The 21,735-nt window shown below is 71.3% G+C and carries 27 protein-coding genes; 12 read left to right on the top strand and 15 right to left on the bottom strand.

Translation table 11 applies throughout. The annotated features are described in order from the left end of the window. Positions 1–47 precede the first annotated feature (47 nt). Genes G401_RS0101625 through G401_RS0101615 form a run of 3 tightly spaced genes read right to left on the bottom strand, consistent with a single transcriptional unit; the run spans position 48 to position 2,567 of the window. Positions 48–920, bottom strand: a complete 873-nt coding sequence (locus tag G401_RS0101625; protein ID WP_027341130.1) for a M15 family metallopeptidase — start codon at positions 918–920, stop codon at positions 48–50. Positions 921–976: 56 nt separating this feature from the next. Further along, positions 977–1,972: an RNA polymerase subunit sigma-70 gene (locus G401_RS0101620; protein WP_027341129.1), complete on the bottom strand. Its 996-nt coding sequence runs from the start codon at positions 1,970–1,972 to the stop codon at positions 977–979. A gap of 13 nt (positions 1,973–1,985) precedes the next feature. Further along, positions 1,986–2,567 carry a TIGR03086 family metal-binding protein gene (locus tag G401_RS0101615; RefSeq protein ID WP_051365996.1) on the bottom strand — a complete coding sequence of 194 codons (582 nt, stop codon included), beginning with the start codon at positions 2,565–2,567 and terminating at the stop codon, positions 1,986–1,988. A gap of 193 nt (positions 2,568–2,760) precedes the next feature. On the opposite strand from G401_RS0101615, the gene G401_RS42745 reads away from it, so the two are divergent. Continuing rightward, positions 2,761–4,260 carry a carboxylesterase/lipase family protein gene (locus G401_RS42745; protein ID WP_034590390.1) on the top strand — a complete coding sequence of 500 codons (1,500 nt, stop codon included), beginning with the start codon at positions 2,761–2,763 and terminating at the stop codon, positions 4,258–4,260. Positions 4,261–4,316: 56 nt separating this feature from the next. On the opposite strand, the gene G401_RS0101605 is transcribed toward G401_RS42745, so the two are convergent. The 5 genes from G401_RS0101605 to G401_RS0101585 form a co-directional block, all read right to left on the bottom strand. Next, positions 4,317–5,066 carry an ABC transporter permease gene (locus G401_RS0101605; RefSeq protein WP_027341127.1) on the bottom strand — a complete coding sequence of 250 codons (750 nt, stop codon included), beginning with the start codon at positions 5,064–5,066 and terminating at the stop codon, positions 4,317–4,319. Beyond that, complete coding sequence (locus G401_RS0101600) at positions 5,063–6,001, bottom strand: daunorubicin resistance protein DrrA family ABC transporter ATP-binding protein (protein WP_027341126.1); 939 nt, start codon at positions 5,999–6,001, stop codon at positions 5,063–5,065. Before G401_RS0101600 ends, G401_RS0101605 begins: the two co-directional genes overlap by 4 nt. A gap of 257 nt (positions 6,002–6,258) precedes the next feature. Continuing rightward, on the bottom strand, positions 6,259–6,684 hold the full coding sequence (locus tag G401_RS0101595) for an SHOCT-like domain-containing protein (protein ID WP_027341125.1): 426 nt from the start codon (positions 6,682–6,684) through the stop codon (positions 6,259–6,261). Between the two features lie 53 nt (positions 6,685–6,737). After that, positions 6,738–7,001: a hypothetical protein gene (locus G401_RS0101590; RefSeq protein ID WP_027341124.1), complete on the bottom strand. Its 264-nt coding sequence runs from the start codon at positions 6,999–7,001 to the stop codon at positions 6,738–6,740. Continuing rightward, a complete protein-coding gene (locus tag G401_RS0101585; RefSeq protein ID WP_211240638.1) occupies positions 6,998–7,372 on the bottom strand; it encodes a DUF2089 domain-containing protein in 375 nt (124 codons plus the stop codon). Before G401_RS0101585 ends, G401_RS0101590 begins: the two co-directional genes overlap by 4 nt. A 293-nt stretch (positions 7,373–7,665) precedes the next feature. On the opposite strand from G401_RS0101585, the gene G401_RS0101580 reads away from it, so the two are divergent. Next, entirely contained in the window at positions 7,666–8,595 is a 930-nt protein-coding gene (locus G401_RS0101580; protein WP_027341122.1) for a phosphotransferase family protein, read from the top strand. On the opposite strand, the gene G401_RS0101575 is transcribed toward G401_RS0101580, so the two are convergent. Together G401_RS0101575 and G401_RS0101570 are read right to left on the bottom strand one after the other, a co-directional pair. Further along, the gene (locus G401_RS0101575) at positions 8,592–9,620 is read right to left on the bottom strand and encodes a fatty acid desaturase family protein (RefSeq protein WP_034590389.1); all 1,029 of its coding nucleotides are present in this window, start codon (positions 9,618–9,620) and stop codon (positions 8,592–8,594) included. The genes G401_RS0101580 and G401_RS0101575 overlap by 4 nt on opposite strands. Positions 9,621–9,715: 95 nt before the next feature. Then, a complete protein-coding gene (locus tag G401_RS0101570) occupies positions 9,716–10,165 on the bottom strand; it encodes a MarR family transcriptional regulator (RefSeq protein WP_027341120.1) in 450 nt (149 codons plus the stop codon). Between the two features lie 56 nt (positions 10,166–10,221). Between G401_RS0101570 and G401_RS0101565 the strand changes: the two genes are divergently transcribed. The 6 genes from G401_RS0101565 (at position 10,222) to G401_RS0101540 (ending at position 14,409) form a co-directional block, all read left to right on the top strand. Continuing rightward, entirely contained in the window at positions 10,222–11,034 is an 813-nt protein-coding gene (locus G401_RS0101565; RefSeq protein ID WP_034590388.1) for an alpha/beta fold hydrolase, read from the top strand. A 74-nt stretch (positions 11,035–11,108) separates the two neighbouring features. Beyond that, complete coding sequence (locus G401_RS0101560; protein WP_027341118.1) at positions 11,109–11,459, top strand: DoxX family protein; 351 nt, start codon at positions 11,109–11,111, stop codon at positions 11,457–11,459. An 85-nt stretch (positions 11,460–11,544) separates the two neighbouring features. Continuing rightward, on the top strand, positions 11,545–11,898 hold the full coding sequence (locus G401_RS56590; protein ID WP_027341117.1) for a hypothetical protein: 354 nt from the start codon (positions 11,545–11,547) through the stop codon (positions 11,896–11,898). Positions 11,899–11,912: 14 nt separating this feature from the next. After that, entirely contained in the window at positions 11,913–12,458 is a 546-nt protein-coding gene (locus G401_RS56585) for an NAD(P)H-dependent oxidoreductase (protein WP_051365995.1), read from the top strand. A gap of 92 nt (positions 12,459–12,550) precedes the next feature. After that, positions 12,551–13,909 (top strand): WXG100 family type VII secretion target, encoded by a 1,359-nt coding sequence (locus G401_RS57005; RefSeq protein WP_051365994.1) that lies wholly within the window; start codon positions 12,551–12,553, stop codon positions 13,907–13,909. Between the two features lie 2 nt (positions 13,910–13,911). Then, the gene (locus G401_RS0101540; RefSeq protein WP_034590387.1) at positions 13,912–14,409 is read left to right on the top strand and encodes a hypothetical protein; all 498 of its coding nucleotides are present in this window, start codon (positions 13,912–13,914) and stop codon (positions 14,407–14,409) included. A gap of 48 nt (positions 14,410–14,457) precedes the next feature. Here G401_RS0101540 and G401_RS42730 read toward each other — a convergent pair whose 3' ends face one another. Beyond that, entirely contained in the window at positions 14,458–14,805 is a 348-nt protein-coding gene (locus G401_RS42730; protein ID WP_051365993.1) for a S24 family peptidase, read from the bottom strand. Positions 14,806–14,979: 174 nt separating this feature from the next. Beyond that, positions 14,980–15,774 carry an SDR family oxidoreductase gene (locus G401_RS42725; protein ID WP_051365992.1) on the bottom strand — a complete coding sequence of 265 codons (795 nt, stop codon included), beginning with the start codon at positions 15,772–15,774 and terminating at the stop codon, positions 14,980–14,982. Between the two features lie 110 nt (positions 15,775–15,884). Here G401_RS42725 and G401_RS42720 point away from each other — a divergent pair, with 110 nt between their 5' ends. After that, entirely contained in the window at positions 15,885–16,406 is a 522-nt protein-coding gene (locus G401_RS42720) for a GrpB family protein (RefSeq protein ID WP_027341115.1), read from the top strand. A gap of 2 nt (positions 16,407–16,408) precedes the next feature. On the opposite strand, the gene G401_RS42715 is transcribed toward G401_RS42720, so the two are convergent. Further along, entirely contained in the window at positions 16,409–17,416 is a 1,008-nt protein-coding gene (locus G401_RS42715) for a right-handed parallel beta-helix repeat-containing protein (protein ID WP_034590386.1), read from the bottom strand. Between the two features lie 88 nt (positions 17,417–17,504). Between G401_RS42715 and G401_RS0101515 the strand changes: the two genes are divergently transcribed. Beyond that, positions 17,505–17,912, top strand: coding sequence for a hypothetical protein (locus tag G401_RS0101515; protein WP_157545178.1), 408 nt, complete (start codon positions 17,505–17,507; stop codon positions 17,910–17,912). Here G401_RS0101515 and G401_RS0101510 read toward each other — a convergent pair. Further along, on the bottom strand, positions 17,906–18,853 hold the full coding sequence (locus tag G401_RS0101510; RefSeq protein ID WP_027341113.1) for a helix-turn-helix transcriptional regulator: 948 nt from the start codon (positions 18,851–18,853) through the stop codon (positions 17,906–17,908). The genes G401_RS0101515 and G401_RS0101510 overlap by 7 nt on opposite strands. 62 nt (positions 18,854–18,915) lie before the next feature. Between G401_RS0101510 and G401_RS0101505 the strand changes: the two genes are divergently transcribed. Further along, positions 18,916–19,578, top strand: a complete 663-nt coding sequence (locus G401_RS0101505) for a VOC family protein (RefSeq protein ID WP_027341112.1) — start codon at positions 18,916–18,918, stop codon at positions 19,576–19,578. Between the two features lie 137 nt (positions 19,579–19,715). On the opposite strand, the gene G401_RS0101500 is transcribed toward G401_RS0101505, so the two are convergent. Further along, positions 19,716–20,867 (bottom strand): low temperature requirement protein A, encoded by a 1,152-nt coding sequence (locus G401_RS0101500; protein WP_169734125.1) that lies wholly within the window; start codon positions 20,865–20,867, stop codon positions 19,716–19,718. Positions 20,868–20,959: 92 nt separating this feature from the next. On the opposite strand from G401_RS0101500, the gene G401_RS42710 reads away from it, so the two are divergent. Next, entirely contained in the window at positions 20,960–21,718 is a 759-nt protein-coding gene (locus G401_RS42710; RefSeq protein WP_034590383.1) for a S1C family serine protease, read from the top strand. Positions 21,719–21,735: the final 17 nt, after the last annotated feature.

Here is a 21,735-nt window from a genome sequence, read left to right as displayed (position 1 = left end):
TTCCGTCCACGTCGGACGCGGGTCGGGTGGCGCCGGCCCGCGTACCGTCAGCCGCCGGTCGCCGAGAAGTGCATGTAGTCCCGCAGCGACGCGTAGTCCCCGCCCCATTTCCAGCCCACGGCCTCGAACGCGCGGACGACCGTGCTGCGCGGCTGCACCATCCCGGGCCGGACGTCCGCCCGGTCGAGGTAAGCCGTGGCCAGCTCCGGCAGCACCACGTCCCCCTTGTGGTACGGGTTCTGGAACGGGTTCACATCCACTGCCAGCCCGTACGCGTGCTGCGACCAGCTCTTCTGACCGCGTACGGGTCGGCAGGCGAAGGACTCGGTGGTGTTGTCGTCGCCGGTCGGGGGCGCGTTCAGTTCGGCGGCACTGGAGATGCGCATCCGTTCGATCGGGTACGCGGCGGCGTAGAGCCGGCGGAACACGGTGACGAGATCGGTGGCGACCCGCGCGTTGACCAGCAGTTCACCGGTGTGCGCCAGCCCGTCGAAGCCGCGGAACGTGACCGTGACGTAGCGCAGGTCGGCCGCGGCCACCGGGCAGCTCTGGGTCCAGCTCGACCGGGCCAGTACGCCGGCCGGCACCCGCTGGATCGTCGAGTGGAACCGGCCGTCGGTCGGCGGAGGCAGGTCGTCGACGGTGATGATGGACCGGTCGCGGAGCTCCGCCGGGGTCTTGCGGGCGGCGGCGAACCCGTCGGGCCCGACCGGGAGGACTCGCGTACCCAGCCACCGGGGCGCGGCGGTGGCCTGTCCGATGCGGCTCGGCGACGGGCTGGGGGAGGCGGGCGCCGAGGCGGCGGGTGGCGTGGGGGTGGGGGCGACCGCCACGGGGGTCGCGGGAGCGGCGGAACCCCCCGAACACCCCGACAGTGCCCAGCCGAGAAGCAACACCGCCACCGTGCCCGTCACGCGCATCCGACGACCATACCCGCGCCCGGCGTACGCGGTCTGGCCTGCGCTTATGGGTCTTGTCACGGTGGGCTGACGGCCTGCGGGAAGCCGAAGACGGCGGCCAGGCGGGGCTCGTGGAACGAGAAGATCTGGCTGATCCCGGCGCTCGTGACGGTGAGGACCACGATTCCGTACGCCTGGTGGCTGCCATGCCGATCACGAAGATAGGCCATCGCGGCGGGCTGCCCGTTGGCGCTGGTCGGCAGCATGAGCCAGGCACCGGGCGATCCCAGCACGTGGTCGCGGAGATAGGGCACGCAGGTCTTGTTACCGGCGAACCAGGTCTTGAAGGGGGTGGCCTCCAGAGTCGCGTCGCGGCACAGCAGCCGTTCCAGAGCGGGCGCGTCGGCGTTCTGGAAGGCCGAGATGTACTGGTCGAGCAGCCGGTGCGCGGCCGGCTCGGTGGGCCGGGTGATCTCCTCGGCCGCGGGGGCCATCTCGCGGAGCCTCGCGCGGGCGCGCTGCAGGGTGCTCTTGACCGCCGTCGTGCTGGTGCCGAGCATGGCGGCGACCTCGGCGGCGGGGAAGGACAGCACCTCCCGCAGGAGGAGCACCGCCCGCTGCGGGCCGGACAGATACTGCAGGCTGGCGATGAGCGCCAGCCTCAGGTCTTCGCGGGCGAGGACGACGGCGGCGGGATCGGCCTGGTCCGAGCTCAGCAGCGCGCTGGGCGCCGGTTGAAGCCAGCTGACACCCGGTTCGGCCGGTATCGGGGCGGCCGCGGGGTCCGCTTCCGGGCCGCCGAGGCCGGACGGCAGTACGCGTCGGCTGCTGTGCCCGAGCGCGGTCAGGCAGGCGTTGGTGGCGATCTGGTACAGCCAGGTGCGTACCGACGACCGGCCCTCGAACGTGCCGTAGGAACGCCAGGCCCGCAGGTACGTCTCCTGGACCGCGTCCGTGGCGTCGTCGACCGAGCCGAGCAGGCGGTAGCAGTGCGCCAGCAGCTCCCGCCGGAACGGCTCGGTGGCGCCGACGAAAGCCTCGCTGTCGGGGGCGTCGGGTCCGGCAGAGCTCAAAGGGATCCTCCGGTCATAGGGCGCGGCCGAGGAAGGCGGCCAGCCGGTCGGCCGGGCCCGCGCCGGCGGGAGCCTCGACGACGGGTCCGAAGGCGGCCTCGCCACCGGCTCCACGATAGGCGTCGAGAATGTCGATCCTGGCCTGGTGGAGCAGCTCGTCCGCGAGCTCGGGATCGAGGTCCGTGGCGTGCCCGACGGCCCGGGCGAGGTCCCAGCCGTGCGTGAACTGGTCCCGGACCACCATGTTCAGCAGATCCGCACCGGAGAACTCGCCGAACGCCAGGTCGATCCGCTTCTCCAGGACGCCGTCGGCCGCGAAGGCCGCCAGCGCCGCCGTGATGCCGTCGTCGTAGGCGGCGAGGAAGTCACCGGCTGCGTAGTCCTCGTCCGTCGCCGGGTAACCGGCGCCCGCGGCGGCGGAGACGCCCCACCGGGCCGAGCCGACGAAGTGGTTGATCAGCGCGCGTACGTCCCACGAAACGCACGGGGTCGGTGCGTCCAGCTGGTCGCGCCGGACCTCGGCCAGTACGGCCCGGGTGCTCGCGAAGGCTCGGCTCAACGAACGGGTCGCGGTGGAATCCGCCTTGCTGCTCATCGGTGCGATCCTCTCTCGGGGTGTTCGGTGCAACAGGTAGACCTCCGGGGAGCGGAAAAGGAATCGCGGCACTGAGCACGACGCGACCGTAAAAGGTTGGCGGACCCCGGCCGGGCGACGCGATGATGTCGCTGTTCGCTGCGAGAGCGCGCGGCCTCTGCGCGAAAGCACGGCATGCGGGCGAGGGGGGACGATGACACCCGAGGTACGCGTACCGGCCGGTGTTCTGCGGGGAAGCTGGGAGAGCGGTGTCGCCGTCTTCCGTGGCATTCCCTATGCCGCCCCGCCGGTCGGAGCCCACCGCTTCGCGGCCCCGCAACCCGCCCTCGCCTGGGACGGCGTACGCCCGGCGGTGGCGTTCGGACCGCCGCCTCCGCAGACGGACGACGACGGCGGGGAGGGCGGGGAGGGCGGCGACTGGCTGACCGTCAACGTCTGGTCCCCGGATCCCGGCCGGGCCGTGCACCTCCCGGTGCTGGTCTGGATCTTCGGCGGCGCGTACACGATCGGTGCCGCGAACAGGCCGGAGTACGACGGCGCGAACCTGGCCCGCGGCGGCGTCGTCGTGGTGACCTTCAACTACCGCCTCGGGATCGAGGGCTTCGCCGAGATCGCGGGGGCGCCGCCGAACCGGGGCCTGCTCGACCAGGTCGCCGCCCTCCACTGGGTACGCGACCACATCGCCGCCTTCGGCGGTGACCCGGCGAACGTGACCGTCTTCGGGGAGTCGGCGGGCGGCGGATCGGTGGCCGCGCTGCTGGCCATGCCCCGGGCGAGAGGTCTGCTGCGCAGGGCCGTCGTCCAGAGCATGCCGGGCACGTTCTTCGCGCCGGAGCTGGCCGCGGACATCGCGGCGGCCTGTGCCGGGGAGCTGGGCCTGCGCCCGACGACCGAGGATCTCGCCGCCGTCGATCCGGCCATGCTGGTCCTCGCCGCCGACGCGGTCTCCGCCACGATGAGCGGTCAGGCTGCCCGCTGGGGGCGGCCGGCGCTGCGGGAGATCCTGTTCGCGCCCGTCGTCGACGGCGAGGTGCTGCCCGTCACGCCGTGGCAGGCGCTGGCGGCGGGGGCCGGGCGGGAGGTCGACCTGCTGGCCGGGCATACCCGCGACGAGCATCGGCTGTTCACCCTCTTCACCGGGTATCTCGGTCAGGTGACGCCGGAACAGGCGGAGTTCGCGCTGCGCGTCTTCGGCCCGGGCCCGGACGGCGTACGCCGGTATCGGGCGGCGTACCCGCGGGCCGGCGCGGATGAGCTCTTCGAGCTGGTGCACTCGGACTGGCTGTTTCGGATGCCGAGTCTGCGGCTCGCCGAGGCGCAGGTCGAGGGCGGCGGCCGGGCGTACCTCTACGAGCTGGCGTGGGGCGCTCCGGGCCTGGGCGGCGTACTCGGCGCCTGCCATGGGCTCGACGTGCCGCTCGTGTTCGGCAATCTGACGGGCAGCCGGCCGGCCATGCTGATCGGCGACGGCCCGGGTGCGGCGGCGGTGGAGCTGTCGGCGCGGATGCGGGCGGCCTGGACGGCGTTCGCGGCGGGCGGCGATCCCGGCTGGCCGGCGTACGAGAGCGAAGGGCGGCTCACGCGGATCTGGGACGCGGAGCCGGTCGTCGCCGCGTATCCCGAGGAGGGATCGCGGCGGATCTGGCAGGACCACGAATTCGCGCCGCTGGGTCTGCGCGGCGCGGATTCCTGACGAAGCGCGGAGCCGCCTCGGCGACATGAAGTACGCCGAGGCGGCCCAGCAGGCGGTCACGCGCGCTTGGCGAAGGTGGACCGCGCCCACAGGTACCCGACCAGGGCGATCGCGACGCACCAGGCGAGGGCGGGGATCACGTGGCCGGCGGTGGGAGTGCCGTTGAGGAAGCCGCGCAGACTCTCGATGATCGGGGTGAAGGGCTGGTACTTCGCGAACTCCCGCAGGCCCGGGCCCATCTTGTCGGCCGGGACGATCGCGCTGCTGAAGAAGGGCAGCATGACCAGCGGCACCGCGGCCATGCCGGCCGTCTCGGGCGACTTCGCGAACAGTCCCAGCGCGACGGTGAACCAGCCGGCGGCGAACGCCAGCAGGGCGACCAGGCCGACCGCGCCGAGCCAGTCGGTCAGGCCCGCGGCCGGGCGGAAGCCCAGCGCGAAGGCCACGCCGACGAGGGCGGCGATCGCGACCAGGTTCGTCAGGACGCTGGCCACGACGTGCCCGGTCAGCACCGCGCCGCGGGAGACGTCCATGACCTTGAACCGGTTGATGATGCCCTTGGTCATGTCGGCGTTGACCGCCGTGGCGGTCCCGCCGAGGCCGTAGCAGACGGCCAGCAGCATCAGACCGGGCGTCGCGTAGTCGATGTACTTGACGCCGACGTTGAACGCGTTGCCGAACATGTAGACGAACATCAGCATGATGACGATGGGCATGAGGACCGCGTTGAACACCGAGGTCGGGTTGCGGGCGATGTGCTTGGCGTTGCGGCGCAGCATGACCAGCGAGTGGGACTGGGCGCTCATTTCGCAGCCTCCGTGGTGTGGCCCGTCAGGGCGAGGAAGACGTCATCGAGGTCGGGGGTGTGAACCGTGCACTCCTCGGCGCTGAGGGAGTGCTCGTCGAGCCGGTCGAGCAGGGCGCGCAGGGACTTGGTGCCGCCGTCGCCGGGCACCCGCAGGGCCAGCGCGTCGGGGTCCGCGGTCGCGCCGGGGAAGATCCGCGCGGCGGCGTCGAGTTCGTGGGCGGTGGTGAACCGCAGGCGGATGTGCGTACCGGGGATCTGGCGCTTGAGCTCGTCCGGGGTGCCCTGCGCGACCAGGCGGCCCTGGTCGAGCACGGCGACGCGGTCGGCGAGCTGGTCGGCTTCGTCCAGGTACTGCGTGGTGAGGAAGATCGTGACGCCGTCGGCCACCAGGCCCCGGACGATCGACCACATCGTGTGGCGGCTGCGCGGGTCCAGCCCCGTCGTCGGCTCGTCCAGGAAGATGATCCGCGGCGAGCCGACCAGGGTCATCGCCAGGTCGAGCTTGCGGCGCATCCCGCCGGAGTAGGTCGAGGCCGGCTTCTGCGCCGCCTCCGTCAGCTCGAACCGCTCCAGCAGGTCCGCGACGACCCGCTTGCCGTCCTTCGCCGGTCCCCGGCTCAGGTCGACCATGAGCTGCAGGTTCTCCTGCCCGCTCAGCAGCTCGTCCACCGCCGCGTACTGGCCGGTGACACCGATCGCCGCGCGGACCGCCTTGGCTTCGGTCGCCACGTCGTGGCCGGCGACGCGTACCGAGCCGCCGTCGGGCTTCATCAGCGTCGTCAGCACGTTCACCGTCGTGGTCTTGCCCGCCCCGTTCGGGCCGAGCAGCGAGAACACCGTCCCCGCGCGGACCTCCAGGTCGATGCCGTCCAGCACGACCTTGTCCTTGTACGCCTTCCGCAGTCCCGAGACCGCGATCGCCGAGTTCGTCATGGGAGGAACTATCGGGGGGCGCCCTGTCGCGGGCCTGACGCGATCCTGACACGGCACCTGACACGGCACCTGACACCGCACCCGGCCCGGATCCGGACGCACAGCGGCCAGGGGCGCCTGTTCGGCAACCCCTGGCCGGAGCGGTGTGTTCGGTTAGACTTCGATCCGGTGGAAAAGTGTCTCCGCTCTTGCGGGCACTCCCTCGGGGAGGTGTTCCAGCACCTTCCCGGGGGCCCGTCCGATCATCCGGACGGTGCTCACTCGCAGAAGACGCGCACCTTGGTGTCGGGCTGGTCGACCTCGATCGTCATCTCGTCCAGGGCCTCGATGAGCTCTTCGAGCTGCTCGGGCTTGAGCTGGGTCAGGTCGATCGGCACACCCGACTTGCTGAGCTGCGCGTTCGCCTCCCCGAGGGCCTGCGGCGGGATCAGCGCCGCGAGGCGTACGCCGGCCCGGAGCAGTTGCAGCGGAACCCGAATGTTGACCTTGGTCGGCGTACCGTCCTCGGTGGCGTCGACGACCACCCGCAGGTACTTGAGCCGGCCCTTCGGCCCGGCCGCCGACCCCGGGCCGGCCGACGCCGGCTGGTCGCGTTCGAGGGCGGCGATGAGCTGGTCCGCCTCGTCCGCGGTGATCTTGCCTTCGGCGAGCATCCGCAGGATGTCCTTGCGCTGTTCGTCCACTGTGCACCTCTCTCTTCCGTTCTCCGATGGATGGTTCACCGGTCGCCCGCGGGCTACCGGATGCTGACGAGGAACGCCGTGTTCCCGGTCGCCACGTCCAGCCGGGTGCCGGGCAGGGCGGACAGGATCCGCCAGCTCGTGCCGAGTGCCCGCAGGACGCTGATCCGGTAGACGGCGCAGGCGACCGCGACCACGCCGACCGCCAGGATCAGCAGCGGCGACAGGATCAGCGCGACGGGAAGCACCGGCACCCAGATCCGGATCGGGCGGCGGCCTCGCGACCGGTTCACGCGTACGGTCAGCAGTTGCGGCATCATGTGCGACCCTCCAACTCGCGCAGTGCCTGCTGGGCGTCGATCTCGCCGCGGCGCAGCCGGTCGATGACGTCGGCCCGGGACGGCGCCGGATCGGTCTCGACGAAGTCGAGCAGCTGCGCGATCCGGTTGAGCCGTGACTTGATCGTCGGGTAGCTCACCCCGAAGATCCGCTCCATCTCCTTGATGGAACCGTGGCAGCGGACGAAGGCCGTGACGAACACCTGGTCCTCCAGGCTCAGCTGGCCCAGCTGCGGTGGCTCGAACGCGCCCTCGATCGCGACGCCGTTGGCGAGGCGCACGCGCTCGACGACGAAGGGCTGCCCGCGGGTCAGGTTCGTCAGTTCTTGCCAGTCCATGGTCCGTGCCGTCATGATTTATTTGTACCTTGAGAATCTTAAGGATTCAAGCCGTGGATCTTAATTTTCTTAAACCCGACTCTTCCTGTGGTACGCGGTGACTCAGATCACGGCGTCGCGCCCGGTACGCGGACACCCCCTGGCTCGGCGAAGTCATGCGAACGCGACGCACAAGCGAGTTAGCCCCATGATTCATAGGGGACTACGCGTATGTGGGTTCGCTTGGCGTACAGGGCTTCTCCGGCTGTCGAGCGCCGCGGCGGCCCGATCCCGGCGGCTTAGCATCGGCCGGACGCGAAGGAGGATCGATGAAGTTGCCCCGGCGCCTCGACGCCACCCCTGAAGATCTCGACCGGGCCCGCGATGCCGCGCACCACATCGCGGCCGAGGTGCTGGGCCGCGATCCGGGCCCGCTGACGACGGCGGACAGCATGTCGCACTACGTCTTCCTCGGCGCCGGGATCGCGGTGAAGCTGATCGGGGCGCACATCCACGACCGGCTCGACCTGGAGGTCACACTCGCCCCGCGGCTGCCCGCCGGGCTCGGCGCGCCGTTGATCGCCGCGGGCCGCACGGAGTTCGCCGGCACCGAGATCCGCTACGCGGTCTTCACCCGCATGCCCGGCGTACGCGCGGGAGTGGGGTTGCCGGGAGCGGACGACGCGACCGCCCGGCGGTGGGCCGAACAGGCGGTCCGGCGCCTGCACGATCTGCACCGGTGGACCCCGGACGGCGAGGTCGAACAGGCGCTGCGCAAGTCCCCGGTCCACGAGGGATTCGTCGGCCGGGCCGCGCTCCTGGAGCAGATCGAGCGGATCGACCGGGCGGCCGTGGTCTCGCGGTGGCTCGTCGACCGGCTCCGCGCGATCGCCGCGTCCGCGCCGTCGGACGGGCCGGCCGCGACACCTGTGCACGCGGACGCCGACTGGGGCAACTGGCTCGTCGACGGCCCGGACGTGTCCGCGCTGCTGGACTTCGAACGGGCCCGGTACGGCGTACCGGCGGACGACTGGATCCTGCTGGCGGTGACGAGCGGGCCGCACCTCGGCGCCGTGCTCGGGGCGATCGTCGACCTGACGGGCGCCGATCCGCTGGTCCTGCGGGCGGAATGCGAACTGCGCGACGCCGCCCACATCGCCGGCGACGTCGCGTACGCGCTGGAGGAGGAGAAGGTGCCCGGCTGGCTGGCGGCCCGGATCGGGCACCTCGAACGGCTGGCCGCCGGGCGCTGGCACTAGGCCCGACGGCGCAGCGGCGCTCCCACCCGGTGCAGGTGGCGCAGCGCGATCGAGTACGACTCGACCAGCCCGGTCTCGTGGTAGGCAACGCCGATCTCGGCGCAGAAATCGCGTACGAGCGGCTTGGCCTTGCGGAGGTTGACCGACGCCATGCTCGGGAAGAGGTGGTGCTCGATCTGGTGGTTGAGGCCCCCGAGGGCGACGTCCAGGATGCCGCCGCCGCGGACGTCGCGCGAGGTCAGGACCTGCTTGCGCAGGTAGTCGAGGTCGTCGGTGGCCATCGGCATGCCCTTGTGGTTGGGCGCGAACGTGCAGCCGAGGTACAGGCCGAACAGCGCCTGGTGGACGGCCATGAAGGCGATCGCCTTGCCGGCGGGCAGGACCGCGAACACCGCGGCGAAGTAACCGAGCACGTGGGCCGCGAACAGCACGATCTCCGCGGCGCGATGCCGCTGGCCGCCGCGGCGCAGCGCGCGCGCCCCGGACACGTGCAGGTTCAGGCCCTCCAGGAGCAGGAGCGGGAAGAAGATGTACGCCTGGACCCGCCCGACCCGGCGCGCCACTCCGGTCGCCGTGCGGGCCTGGTCCTCGGACCAGATCAGGATGTCGGGGGAGACGTCCGGATCGTGCTCCTCGTGGTTCGGATTGGCGTGGTGGCGGGTGTGCTTGTCCATCCACCAGCCGTAGCTCATGCCGATGCCGAGGTTGCCGGCGATCATCCCGGCGACCTCGCTGGGCCCGCGCTTCGCGAAGACCTGGCGGTGGGCGAGATCGTGGGCGACCAGGGCGACCTGGGCGAACACGACGGCGAGGGCGGCCGCGACGAGCAACTGGAACCAGGAGTCGCCCAGCAGCGCGAAAGCCGCCCAGGCGCCGGCGTACGCGGCGACGACCAGGCCGATCCGCACGGCGTAGTAGGCCGGACGGCGTTCGAGCAGGCCGGCCTGGCGTACGCGGTCGGCCAGCCGGGCGAAGTCACTGCCGCGGGCGGTGATCGGCGAGGGTGCTGCGATCGTCTCGGTCATGGGACAAGCGTGCTGAAAGAGACGGGTACGCCGGAATACCGCAGACCCCCGGGATCAAGGTAGGGGCAACCCGACCATCATCGACGAATGTCTGTCTACTGTGGGCGGAGACGGGCGATCGCCTCCGGGGTCAGGTGCTGTCCGAGGATCTCCAGGGCGGCCAGGACGGCTCCCAGCTGAGCCGGCTCGTCGAGGGCTGTCGCGAGCGCCTCGTCGATGCGGGCCGTGGCCACCTCGCGGCGGCGCGCGGTGAGTTCGGGGTTGCGCCGCAATAGCTGCCGCCGGCGGTCGGACGGGTCTGGTTCGGCGACGATCGAGCCGACCTCGCGCAGCCGGGCGACGGCGGTGGAGACCGCGCTCTGCGGCAGTCCCGTACGCCGGGCGACCTCGACGACGCTGGTCTCCGGGTGCTGGTAGACGTCGGACATGACCACGACGACCGTACGCTCGCCGCCGCGCGGGGCGTCCGGGGCGGCCGGCGGCAGGGCCTGCTCGCCGATCTTCATCAGGGTCCGGCCGAGCAGGATCAGTTCCACGGGGCTCACGTGATCCAGAGTACATCATTCTTGATGCATCAAAATTGATGCTTTATGGTCGGGGCATGACCGAATTGATCGTCGAAGGCGCCCGCATCCACTACCAGGTCACCGGAGCCGGGCCGGTCCTGCTCATCTCGCAGAGCGGCGAGGGCGACGCCGACCGCAGCGTGGATCTCGTGCGGTCGCTCGCCGGGGAGTTCACCGTGGTCACGTACGACCGGCGGGGGCTGTCGCGCAGCGTCGTGACCGATCCCGGGCTGCCGATCACCCTGCGCCGGCACGCCGCGGACGCCGCCGCCGTGGTCCGGGCCGTCACCGACAAGCCCGTCCTCATGCTCGGACTCAGCCTCGGGGCCGCCGTCGGCCTGCACATGCTCCACGCGTACGCGGGAACGGTGCGGACCTTGATCGCCCACGAGCCGATCGCGGTGCGGTTCCTCGCGGCGGATCAGGAGCGGATCGCCCGCGACAAGCTCGCGAGCGTACGCGTCGCGTATGAGACGGGCGGGTGGCGTGCGGCGGCCGGGCGGGTCGCGGCGGTACTCGGGATCGACCCGCGCGACCAGGCGACGGAGCCGGGGGTGACGGCGTTCCCGTTCACCGACCAGCGGGCGGCGAACTTCGAGTTCTTCCTGACGGCGGACCTGGACGCGGCGCTGGCGGACACGCTGACGCCGGCCGATGTGGCCCGGGACGCGCCCGTGATCCCGGCGGTGGGGGAGCGCAGCCCGGCCGACGGGTTCGACTACCTGGCCGGGCTCGCGCTCGCGGATCGCCTCGGCCGGCCGGCCGAGTCCTTCCCGGGCGGGCACAACGGGAACCTGACGCATCCACGGGCCTTCGCGGAACGCGTACGCGAGCTGTTGGCGGTGTGATCCAGACGACTCCGGTCACACTCCGGCGCGGGCGGGGGTCACGGAAGTGAAGACCAACGCCGAAGGAGCTCCTCATGTCGACCACCACCGCCGTCGTCACCGTCCTCACCGCCCTCACCGCCCTCTGGGTCGGATTCTCCTCGTTCTCGCTGCTGCGCCGGGCACCCTTCGTCGTCGACCCGCTGGTCACGTACGGCGTACCGCGGTCGTGGTGGACCCCGCTCGGGATCGCCAAGGGGGCCGGCGCGCTCGGCCTGCTCGTCGGGCTCGCCGTGCCGGCCGTCGGCATCGCGGCGGCCGTGTGCCTCATCGCGTACTTCCTGGGGGCGGTCGTGACCGTGCTGCGGGCGCGGTCGTACCAGACGGTCGCCTTCCCCGTGCTGTACCTGATCCCGGTGGCGATCACCCTCGCGCTCATGGCCTGAGGGGCCGCCGCCCGCGCCCGCTCGGCGCCGGGGTGCGGCCGTCCGGTGGACGGCCCGCCCCGGCCGGCGCCGCGATAATGCCCGCATGCCATCGAGCTCGATCTCCGTCATCGCCCGCGGCGCCGCCGCGGGCCTCGTCTTCGCCGTCGCGGGCGCGGTCACCCTGCGGATCGTCGCCGCCGACGGCCTGGCGAACATCGGTCGCGGGCTGCTGGTCGTCGCGGCGATCGCGACCGCCGTGACCTTCGGCGCCGCGCTGCTGCTGCGGCTCGACCGGCCCTGGGCCGTGGCCCTGGCCGGCTTCGTCGTCAGCGTCCTGCTCATGATCCTGTCCGCGCGGGTCCTCCCCGACGCAGGCGCGTGGCCCTGGCCCGTCCTGATCGTGCTGAGTTTCGTCCTCGTCGCGTACGCGGTGCGCCGCCGGTCCGCCCCCGCCTGAGCGACACTGACCGGGTGAGCAACGTCCACATCGTGTACGCGCATCCGGCCGGCCGCAGCTTCACCCGCGACCTGCTCGACTCCTTCGTCGGGGGGTTGACCGGCGCCGGCCACTCCCACACCCTCAGCGACCTGTACGCGATGGGCTTCCGCCCGGACCTGAGCGCCGGGGAGTACGCGCGGGAATCGGCGTACGACGCGGGGGCGCCGGTCGCGGCTGACGTCACGCTCGAACACGAACGGCTGGCCGCCGCCGACGTGTGGGCGTTCGTGTACCCGGTCTGGTGGAACGACTGCCCCGCGCTGATGAAGGGCTGGTTCGATCGCGTGTGGACGGTCGGCTGGGCGTACCGGCCGGTGCGCGTCGTGGCCCGCAAGGCGCTCGTGCTGTGCACCGCCGGCTACACACAGGAGCAGCTGCAGGAATCGGGCTGCTACGAGGCGATGCGTACCACCATGATCGGCGACCGCATCGGCCAGCGGGCGGAAGCGGCCGAGTTCCACCTGTTCAGCCGGGACGTCCCGGTCGCCGGGGCGGCGACGATCGCCGCCGGCCTCTAGATCGTCCGGAGTTATCCACAGGTGGACGGTGAGGGGCTGACGGGATAGACGGTCGGCGCTATGGTCGCGGTGAGGACGGGGGAGGGGGAACCGTGGCCAATCCGCTGGTGGCGCAGGCGCATTCGTCGACGACCTGGTACACCGGCCTGGGCCTCGTCGAAGACGTCGCACAGGTGTCGAGCGGCATTCACAATCACTCCTGGGTGGACGGCACGCTCGGCGGGGTCGGCGGCGCGCTGGACATCCTCGGCATGGCGATCGACCCGATCGGTTCGCTGGTCGCGTGGGGCGTCTCCTGGCTGATGGAGCACCTCAAACCGTTGAAGGAAGCCCTCGACTGGCTGGCCGGCAACCCTGACGAGATCTCGGCGCACGCGCAGACGTGGAAGAACGTCTCCCAGTTCACCGATCAGGCGCGGGAGGAGTTCGCCGACGCCGTGCGTATGGAGACCGCCCAGTGGGTCGGGGATTCCGGCGACGCGTACCGGGAGCACGCGGGGATCCACCTGCAGGCGCTGGAAGGGATCTCGAAGGCGACCAACGCGATCTCCTATGCCGTCGAGGGCGCGGGGCTGCTCGTCGGCCTGGTCCGGGGCATCGTCCGCGACCTGATCGCGCAGTTCATCGCGACCCTCGCCGCCCGGCTGCCGCAGTGGCTGGCCGAGGAGGGACTCACCCTCGGCCTCGGCACACCGGTCGTCATCGGCCAGGTCACCGCCCTGGTCGCCAAGTGGGTCAACAAGATCAAAGGATTCATCGAGGCACTGCTGCGCTCCCTCAAGCGCCTGCGCCCGCTCGTCGACAAGCTCGGCGAACTGCTGACCGAGCTGCGTACGCTGCTGAAGAAGCTCGGCCGCAGCGACCCGCTCAAGCACGAGCCAGGCGTCGACACGCCGGGCTGGTCCGGGGCGAGATATGTCGAGGACCCCGATCCGGCGGCGGCCCTCGCGTACGAGCGGATCCGCAACGACACCGGCGACGTGAGCGCCATCGCCGACAACCTCGGCGTCGACCCGTCGATCATCGACAAGGTCAAGCAGCACCTGTTCGTGGACGAGCACGACGTGCCGACCGGTCCCGGGCAGGTCGGCCGGGGCAACTTCACCGCCGACGAACGCATCGCCGACCTGTGGACCAAGGCGCGCAACGGATCCCTCAGCGACGCCGAGAGCGCCGAGTTCAAGCGCCTGCTGTCGCACGAGTACGTCGAGAGCAGCCTCATGGACCAGGGCCTGCCCTACCGGTCCAGCGATCCCGGCGCGTACGACGAGGACGGGTTGAACTGGCCGACCGCCGACCACCACGGCGCGCACGACCTGTCCCCGCTCGTCGACCCGAAACGGGACCCGTTCGCGCACTGGCCCGGGCTCGGCAAGGATCATCCGGGCATTACGATCGCAGACGACCTGTCGAACCTCGACGACGTCGTCCGCGCCGCACAGGGAGGCTGACCATGACCGCGACACCGCCGGAACTCGCGTACCGGATCGGCCGGATCGACTGGAGCGGCGACTTCACGCGTACGCGGTCCCGGGTCGCCCTGATGCGCGAATACCTCCGGCGGGCGGCCTGGTGGGCGGAGCGGCTGGAGCGTACGCCCGAGTGGCCGTTCTTCGACGTCGCGGCGGCGATCGACGCGGACGTGCGGGCCGACGCGGACCTCGTCGCCCGGACCACCGAGGACCTCACCTGGTACGCGAGCCGCACCTGCGCGTGGGCCCTGCACTTCGCGGAGCTGGCGCAGCATCCGGAGATCGTCCGGCCGGACCTGCCCGACCCGTTCGAACCGCTCATCGTGATGTACGAGCGGGGCGGCGACTTCACGACGCAGAACGCCCGGATCGAGGTGGACCTGGTGACGCTGCCGAAGAAGACCTGGGTGGACTACAAGGTGGACCAGCCGTACGCGTCGCTCGACCCGGCGGCGCTGGACGCGCTCGACGGCCGCTGACACTCGCCGCCCGACCGTCGTACTTGATCATGAGATTCGCGTACGCGGTCAGCTGGGTGCGGTCTTGCCGCTGAGTCGCGGGCGAGCCGTCCCCGCCACGTTCGTGCAGATGCCGTAGACCCGGGCGTGGTTGGTCCAGCCGTTGACACGACCGCGGTTGTTGCTGATCTGGACCCGCGCGTTCGCGTGATCGACAGCCGAGACCTTGTGCAGGTACACGGTTCCGGCCACCTTCGCGAGGACGATGTCCCCGGCCTCCAGGCGGCCCGCGTTCACCGGCTCGACCGTGACCAGGTCGCGACTCGCGATCAGCGGGACCATCGAGTTCCCCGTGGGCCGGAACCGGACGATCTGGCCGGCGGCGACGCGCTGCGCCATGAGGTCCAGCATTCCCATGCCGCTCAGCGTGACCGCGCCGCGCCCCCGCCGGCGACCGAATTTCGCCTTGCGGTCCGTTGCCCCTCCTCCTTGATCCGGTTTGGATCAGGGATCGCCACGTAATCTTGGCCCAAGATTCGGGTGATTTCCCTGATCCAAACGGGATCAAGGGGGTGGAGGATCAAAGGGGAGTCAGTTGTCGCGGAGTTCCTTGAGGCGGGCTTCGAGCGCCGCGGTCAGCGCCCCCGGCGCGTCCAGCCCCACCGGTACGCGTAGCGCCGGTTGCGCCGTCGTCACGACCTTGCGGACGGCGTCGACGAAGACCGACGGCTGGTTGATCTGGGGCAGCACTTCGAGGTTGCGCATCGCGTCGAGCATGCCGCCGTACGCCTGGTCGTACACCCTCGCGTGCAGTCCCGGTTCGGTGAGGTGCTTGCCGTAGGGCGTGGCGAAGCCGCCGCACTGCAGGATGCTCACCTTGACGCCCAGCGGGCCGGCCTCCTGGGCGAGCGACTCGGCCATCCCTTCGAGCGCGAACTTGCTGGCCGTGTACGCCGACAGGCCCGGGAACGGCATCGTGCCGGCGACCGAGGAGACGAACAGCGCCCGGCCGGTACCCCGTTCGCGCCAGTGCGGCAGGACCAGCCGGGTCAGCCGCCACGGCCCGTACACGTTGGTGGCGAACTGGTCGGCCAGCTGCTCGTCGGTCACCTCCTCGACCGCCCCGAACTGGCCGTATCCGGCGTTGTTGACGAGGACGTCGATCCCGCCGAGCCCGTTGATCGCCGTGGCGACGGCGTTCTCGCACGCGTACGCGTCGCGGACGTCGAGGGGGACGGCGAGGACGGTGTCGGGGTACCGGGCGACGAGATCGGCGAGTACCTCGGGCCGGCGGGCGGTCGCGACGATGTGCTCACCGTCGGCGGCGAGACCCTCGGCGAGGGCCCGGCCCAGGCCGGACGAGCATCCAGTGATGAACCAGCGCATGCCTCCAGGGCACGCCATGAATACACTCACGTAAATATTCGTTCACGTGCATCACTCGTACGCCTGACCGCGTACCTGGGGGAGTGCCGGAAACCTGACAGGATGGGGCCGTGCAGGGTATCGAGATCGTGGCGTACGACCCGGCGTGGCCGGACCAGGCCCGGGCGGCGATGGCGGAGATCCGGGGCGTGCTCGGGGGTGTGCTGGTGGACATCGAGCACATCGGCTCCACGGCGGTCCCCGGGATGTCGGCCAAGCCGACGATCGACCTCATGGCCGCCGTCGATGATCTGTCGACTGTGGATGGTGTGGCGCTGGACGGGCTCGGTTACGAGCCGCGCTTCAACGGCATGCTCGACCGGCTGCTGCTCATCCGGCGCGCTCCGGACCGGCGGCGTACGCACATCCTGCACGTGGTCGAGACGGCGACCTGGCCGCACCGCAATCAGCGCATCCTGCGGGACCATCTGCGGGCGCATCCCGAGGACGCCGAGCGCTACAGCCGGGCCAAGTACGCCTTCGCGACCGCGCCGGACTACACGCGGGCGAAGACCGGACTGATCCAGGAGCTGACCGACCGCGCCCGGGCGGCCCGCGGCCTGGAATCCGTTCCCGTATGGGAGAAGGGCTAGGGCTACGGCGCGTACGCCGTCTTGCCGTTGTCGAACTTGTTGCCCGACCACACGTTGCCGCGACCGTGGGAGTTGAAGAAGACGCCGGGCCCGAAGGTGCCCTTGGTCTTGGTGCTGAAGGTGTTGTTGCGGATGACGACGTTGTAGGTCGCGTCGCTCGCCCCGCCGCCGTAGAGCGTGTAGCCGCCCCCGCCGAGCAGGTTGTTCTCGACCAGGATGTCGTGCGCGACGTCCTTGCCGTCGGTGTAGATGCCGACCGCGCTGGTCGCGGGCTGCGGGTTGAGGATCACGTTGTGCCGGACGACGAGTTTCGTCCCCGGCGCGGGGCCGCCGGTCGCGCGGATCATGTCGATCTCGTAGTCGGCCTGCTTGAAGTAGTGCGGGTCGTGGAGGTAGTTCTCCTCGATCAGGCCCTGCGGGGTGTCGACGGCCTTCTTGCTGATGCCGGCGATGTCGCAGTAGCGGACCGTGACCATGCCCCCGAAGTTCGTCACGCCCGAGGTCAGCTCCTGCCCGCTCGCGCCCACCATCTCGACGTGCTCGACGACCAGGCCGCTGTAGCCCATCCACTGCACGACACCCCAGTAGGTCGGGCCCGAGTCGCCGCTGTTGTTGTGGATGCGCACGTTGCGTACGGTCACGTTGTTGGCCTCGACCCGCACGTCGCCGTTGAGGTCGAGGTTCTGGATGACGGTGCCGGACTTCTTCACGAGGATCTCGCCGCTGCGCTTGGTCAGCGTCACCCCCGCCTGTACGCCGGTCGTGTCCGCGTTCGGCCAGCCGGCCGGGGTGGCGGGCTTCTTCGACGCGGACGGGGACGGGGACGGCGAGGAGGTCGGGGCGGCGCTGGCGGAGCCCGCGGCGACGGGGACATCCAGCCCGGCCGACGCGGAGACGCCGGGGGAAGGGGATTCGCCGGCGGTCGCGGACGGGGTGTCCTTGCCGCAGGCGGCCAGGAAGCCACCGGCCGTGAGCAGCAGGATCGCGAGTTTCGCTACGGAGGGACGCACCCGAACACGATAGACGGAGTCGGCCAGGTCGCCCCGATGCGAGAAGGGCGGACGGCCCGATCGGCCGATCCTGGCACATCATCGGCCAATGCGAGCATGGCCTGTGGACTTCAGCAGCAAGCGCCGGGGCATGGGACTCGCCCTCATGGTGATCGCGGTCGTCATCTTCGCATACGGGGCATACCAGTTGCGAAGCTGGAATTGGGACACCGCCACGGGAACCGTCAGCGCCTGCAAGCTGTCGACGACCGGGTCCGGAAGCAAGGCCACGCATACGCAGACGTGTGCCGTGGACTGGACGGCCGCCGGAGTCGACCACCACGCCACGATCGACTTCGGCGGGAGGACCGATCCGACCGGCACCGCCCGGCTGCTGGTGCACGGGAACGACGCGATCGCGTACAGCGGGCGGATCTACGGGCTGCTCGTCGCGGTCTTCGGAATGCTGCTGTTCGGCGCCGCGCTGCTGCTGCGCCGCCGTCCCCGGGATCAGTAGCGGGCGGCCATCAGGCGGATCTCGTCGGCGACGTCCGCCCGCAGGTCCGCCGGGGCCAGCACCTCGACCGTCGAGCCGAGGCTGAGCATCGCCGACAGCGCGTACAGGCGGTCCTCGAACGGGACGGTCAGCTCCACCTCCTCCGTCGCGGTCAGCGGGATCCGGCTCTGCCCGTGCGACGGGACCAACCGGCGCAGCCGCGGCAGCATGCGCGCCGCGACGCGCAGGGTCACCTCGATCGCGGTGGGCTCGGCCTCCAGGTCGCGCCGCGCCTGCGCCCATGTCGCCGCGAGGTCGAAGCCGGGCGGCCGGGTGATCGGCTCGTCGGTCGGCGTCACCGCCTTCACCCTCGACACGCGGTAGGTACGCCGCTCACCCGCCTTCAGCGCGATCAGGTACCAGTCGCCGCCGGCGAGGACCAACCCCAGCGGGTCGATCTTCCGGGTCGAGGCCCGCCCGTTCTTCACATATTCCAGGAGTACGCGACGATCCCGCCAAACCGCGTCGGCCAGGTCAACCAGGCGGGGTACGGGTTCGGCCGTCGCGTACCAGCGGAGGGGGTCGAAATGGAAGCGCTCGGCGGTACGCCCGGCGCGGGCCCGGGCCTCCCCGGTGAGGCTGGCCCAGACCTTCATCCGGGCGCCTTCCAGCATCTCGCCGAGGCCGAGCTGCTCGGCCGGGCCGGACAGGCCGAGGAAGGCGAGCGCGCCGGCCTCGTCGAGGCCGACGCCGGTGAGCCGGGTGCGGTAGCCGCCGTCGAGGCGGTACCCGCCCGCGGGCCCACGCTCCGCCCGCACCGGTACGCCGGACGCGACGAGCGCCTCGACGTCGCGCTGGACGGTGCGCTCGCTGACCTCCAGCAGCCGGGCGAGTTCGTTGCCGCTGGCCCGGCCGCGGACCTGGAGGTGCAGGAGCAGGGACATCATCCGGCTGGCGCGCATGCCTCCCATACTCGCCGACGTATACGACAAGGGATGTCGGGAATTCGGGGGATAGTGGGATCATGACCGACAAGATCACTCCCCGGCAGTTCCACGAGTCCGACGGCGTAGAGGACTGGCGCGTCGTCGGTGAGGGGGCGGTGGCCGTCTTCCGGACCGGCGACCTCGCCACCGGGGCCCGGTTCGTCCAGGCGATCTGCGCCCTGCCCGGCCTCGACGAGCACCACCCCGACATCGACCTGCGGTACGCGACCGTCACGCTGCGCCTGATCACCATCGCGGCCGCGCAGTACGGGCTGCGCGAGGGCGACGTCGAACTGGCCCGCCGGATCTCGGCCGTGGCGAAGGAGTCCGGGCTGGCCGCGGCCCCGGAACTGGCGCAGACGATCCAGCTGTCGATCGACGCCCTCGTGATCCCCGAGGTGCTACCGTTCTGGCGGGCTGTCCTCGGCTACGACGACCGGGCGGACAGCGGCGAGGACCTGATCGACCCGCGTACGCGCGGACCGCTGGCGTACTTCCAGCAGACGGACGAGGCCCGGACGCAGCGCAACAACATCCACGTCGACGTGTGGGTGGCCCACGACCAGGCGGAGGCGCGCATCGCGGCCGCGGTGGCGGCGGGCGGCCGGATCCTCACCCGCGAGTACGCTCCATCGTGGACGGTCCTGGCCGACGCCGAGGGCAACGAGGCCTGCGTCTGCACCTGGCAGTCCCCCGCCTGAATTTCCGACGATCTTGCGCGAATGTCCCGAATTTCGCGATGAATGCCCGAAAGGCCCGGACATTCGCGCAAGATCGTCGAAGTCAGGGCGGCGGGGCGGCAGGGGCGGGGGCGGGGTGGCAGGTAGCGGGGGTGGGGTTATGGGCGGGGGCGGCGGGCGTTGAGGTTGGCGAGGGCGACCATGGCGGCGGTGACGGCTCCGGCGGCGAGGGCGGCGACCCAGGCCGGGCTCGCGTACGCGAGCGGCAGCACGATCAGCAGCGGCAGCAGGACCGCCGGCACGACCCAGCGGAGCAGGTCGGTCCCGTTCGCGCCGAGCCGCCGGGAGATGGCCGCGTTCGTGAGGTAGTAGCCGATGATGCCGAAGGTCAACGCGTACCGGTGGCCGGCCGGGAGGGTGTGCCCGGGCTCGGCGACCGCCTCGGCCAGCGCGGCCGCGAGCACCGTCACCGAACTGATCAGCACGAACGGCAGGTAGAGCACGGTCTCGCGCATGATCTCCTCGGCGCCGCGCGACTGTGCGCCGGCGATGCCGTGCTCGGCGGTCTCCGCGCCCCAGTTGAAGAAGCCGACGGCGAGCATCGCGGCGACGGCCAGTCCGCCGAACGAGGCCGCGGCCGACGGGCCGGTGAAGTACTCGGCCAGTCCGGTGACCACGCCGAAGACCGCCTCGCCGAGCACGATGACCAGGAACAGGCCGATCCGCTCGACGAGGTGTTCGGCCGACAGCCGGCCGTAGAGGTCGGCGGGCTGGCCCCGGCGGAAGGTCAGCAGGCCGATCTCGATGACGAGGGCGAGGACCCAGAGCGCGTACCGGGCGGGGGAGGGGACCACCGCCGACACCGTCCACAGTCCGGCCGTCAGCCCGCCGTAGACGACCGGTCGCCACCAGGGGATGCCGGCCAGCTCCCGGCGCGTACGCGTCCACCAGATCGCGAAGGTGACCAGTCGGACCCAGGCGGCCCCGAGGGCGAACGCCCAGGCCCGGGAGCCGAGCCCGGCCCGGGCGGCGGCCGCCATGAGACCGAGGCCGGGCATGGCCGCGAGCAGGAGGGCGCGGGTCCACCGGGCGCCGAAGAGGTTCACCGAGAGCATCAGGTTGACCCAGGCCCACCAGGCCGGGAAGAACAGCGCCAGCAGCGTCCCGTACGCCGCCCAGCCCGGATCGCCGTGCAGCCCGTGCGCGAGGACGCTGACGGTGACGACGAAGACGAGGTCGAAGAACAGCTCGAACCAGTCCGCTCGGCGCTGCGGTTCGAGGAGGTTCGCGGCGGCGGCCGGTGCGGTCATGGCGGACAGCATCGCATCCGTCACGGGCCGCGATCCCGGTTGGCGCCCGCGACTCATACCGAACTTTGAGGCAGCCGCCGTAGTCTCGAAGGATGCGGAGGCCTCGCGTACCCCTCGGCAAGCCCCTCGTCGTCGCGATCGTGCTGGTCGCGCTGGTCGTCACGGCCGTTGTCGCCTTCCGCGCCGGCGCGGCCGGCCGGCCCGCGGCCACGGCGCCGCGCCCGGCCGCCTCGCCGTCGGCGTCCGCGCCGCCGACCGTCGGCGACATCTACCAGACCCTCCTGCCCTCGGTCGTCGCGATCACCTCGCACCTTTCCGGCGGCAAGTCCGCCGGCGGCACCGGGGTCGTCGTCAACGCCGACGGCACGATCATGACCGCCCTGCACGTGGTCAAGGACTCCCAGAGCATCGAGATCGCGTACGCCGACGGCAGCACGTCCCCGGCGACGATCGCGTCTTCGGTGCCGGCCAGCGACATCGCGACCCTGACCCCGCAGACCCTGCCGTCGGTGGTGGTCCCGGCGACGATCGGCGGCGGGGTGGCCGTCGGCGACCAGGTCGTGGCGATCGGCAACCAGCTGGCCCTGGCCGACACGACCACGACCGGCGTGGTGTCGGGGCTGGAGCGGGCGGTCTCGACCGACGAGGCCGGCGACCTCAAGGGGCTCATCCAGTTCGACGCGGCGGTCAACCCGGGCAGCTCCGGCGGGCCGCTGGTGAACATGCGGGGGCAGACCGTCGGCATCGTCGTGGCGCTGGCCAACCCGACCGACGCGAAGACGTTCATCGGGATCGGCTTCGCCGTTCCCATCGGCTCGGCGGTGGGCGGCGGCCGGCCGCCCCAGCTGTAACAGACTCCAGTTAGGAC

Source organism: Hamadaea tsunoensis DSM 44101, assembly GCF_000428945.1.
Lineage (GTDB): Bacteria > Actinomycetota > Actinomycetes > Mycobacteriales > Micromonosporaceae > Hamadaea > Hamadaea tsunoensis.
Note: the sequence above shows the minus strand (reverse complement) of the source record. Positions and strands in the feature narration are given on the sequence as shown.

What these genes read in the sequence shown, in the direction of transcription:
- G401_RS0101625 (WP_027341130.1), bottom strand. Translation starts at nt 920, where the DNA reads ATGCGCGTGACGGGCACGGTGGCGGTGTTGCTTCTCGGCTGGGCACTG.
- G401_RS0101560 (WP_027341118.1), top strand. Translation starts at nt 11,109, where the DNA reads ATGTCGACCACCACCGCCGTCGTCACCGTCCTCACCGCCCTCACCGCC.
- G401_RS0101505 (WP_027341112.1), top strand. Translation starts at nt 18,916, where the DNA reads ATGACCGACAAGATCACTCCCCGGCAGTTCCACGAGTCCGACGGCGTA.
- G401_RS0101575 (WP_034590389.1), bottom strand. Translation starts at nt 9,620, where the DNA reads ATGACCGAGACGATCGCAGCACCCTCGCCGATCACCGCCCGCGGCAGT.
- G401_RS0101565 (WP_034590388.1), top strand. Translation starts at nt 10,222, where the DNA reads ATGACCGAATTGATCGTCGAAGGCGCCCGCATCCACTACCAGGTCACC.
- G401_RS0101510 (WP_027341113.1), bottom strand. Translation starts at nt 18,853, where the DNA reads ATGCGCGCCAGCCGGATGATGTCCCTGCTCCTGCACCTCCAGGTCCGC.
- G401_RS42730 (WP_051365993.1), bottom strand. Translation starts at nt 14,805, where the DNA reads ATGGGAATGCTGGACCTCATGGCGCAGCGCGTCGCCGCCGGCCAGATC.
- G401_RS0101605 (WP_027341127.1), bottom strand. Translation starts at nt 5,066, where the DNA reads ATGAGCGCCCAGTCCCACTCGCTGGTCATGCTGCGCCGCAACGCCAAG.
- G401_RS0101580 (WP_027341122.1), top strand. Translation starts at nt 7,666, where the DNA reads ATGAAGTTGCCCCGGCGCCTCGACGCCACCCCTGAAGATCTCGACCGG.
- G401_RS42745 (WP_034590390.1), top strand. Translation starts at nt 2,761, where the DNA reads ATGACACCCGAGGTACGCGTACCGGCCGGTGTTCTGCGGGGAAGCTGG.
- G401_RS56590 (WP_027341117.1), top strand. Translation starts at nt 11,545, where the DNA reads ATGCCATCGAGCTCGATCTCCGTCATCGCCCGCGGCGCCGCCGCGGGC.
- G401_RS0101600 (WP_027341126.1), bottom strand. Translation starts at nt 6,001, where the DNA reads ATGACGAACTCGGCGATCGCGGTCTCGGGACTGCGGAAGGCGTACAAG.
- G401_RS42710 (WP_034590383.1), top strand. Translation starts at nt 20,960, where the DNA reads ATGCGGAGGCCTCGCGTACCCCTCGGCAAGCCCCTCGTCGTCGCGATC.
- G401_RS0101590 (WP_027341124.1), bottom strand. Translation starts at nt 7,001, where the DNA reads ATGATGCCGCAACTGCTGACCGTACGCGTGAACCGGTCGCGAGGCCGC.
- G401_RS0101540 (WP_034590387.1), top strand. Translation starts at nt 13,912, where the DNA reads ATGACCGCGACACCGCCGGAACTCGCGTACCGGATCGGCCGGATCGAC.
- G401_RS0101615 (WP_051365996.1), bottom strand. Translation starts at nt 2,567, where the DNA reads ATGAGCAGCAAGGCGGATTCCACCGCGACCCGTTCGTTGAGCCGAGCC.
- G401_RS0101515 (WP_157545178.1), top strand. Translation starts at nt 17,505, where the DNA reads ATGCGAGCATGGCCTGTGGACTTCAGCAGCAAGCGCCGGGGCATGGGA.
- G401_RS0101500 (WP_169734125.1), bottom strand. Translation starts at nt 20,867, where the DNA reads ATGACCGCACCGGCCGCCGCCGCGAACCTCCTCGAACCGCAGCGCCGA.
- G401_RS42725 (WP_051365992.1), bottom strand. Translation starts at nt 15,774, where the DNA reads ATGCGCTGGTTCATCACTGGATGCTCGTCCGGCCTGGGCCGGGCCCTC.
- G401_RS0101585 (WP_211240638.1), bottom strand. Translation starts at nt 7,372, where the DNA reads ATGACGGCACGGACCATGGACTGGCAAGAACTGACGAACCTGACCCGC.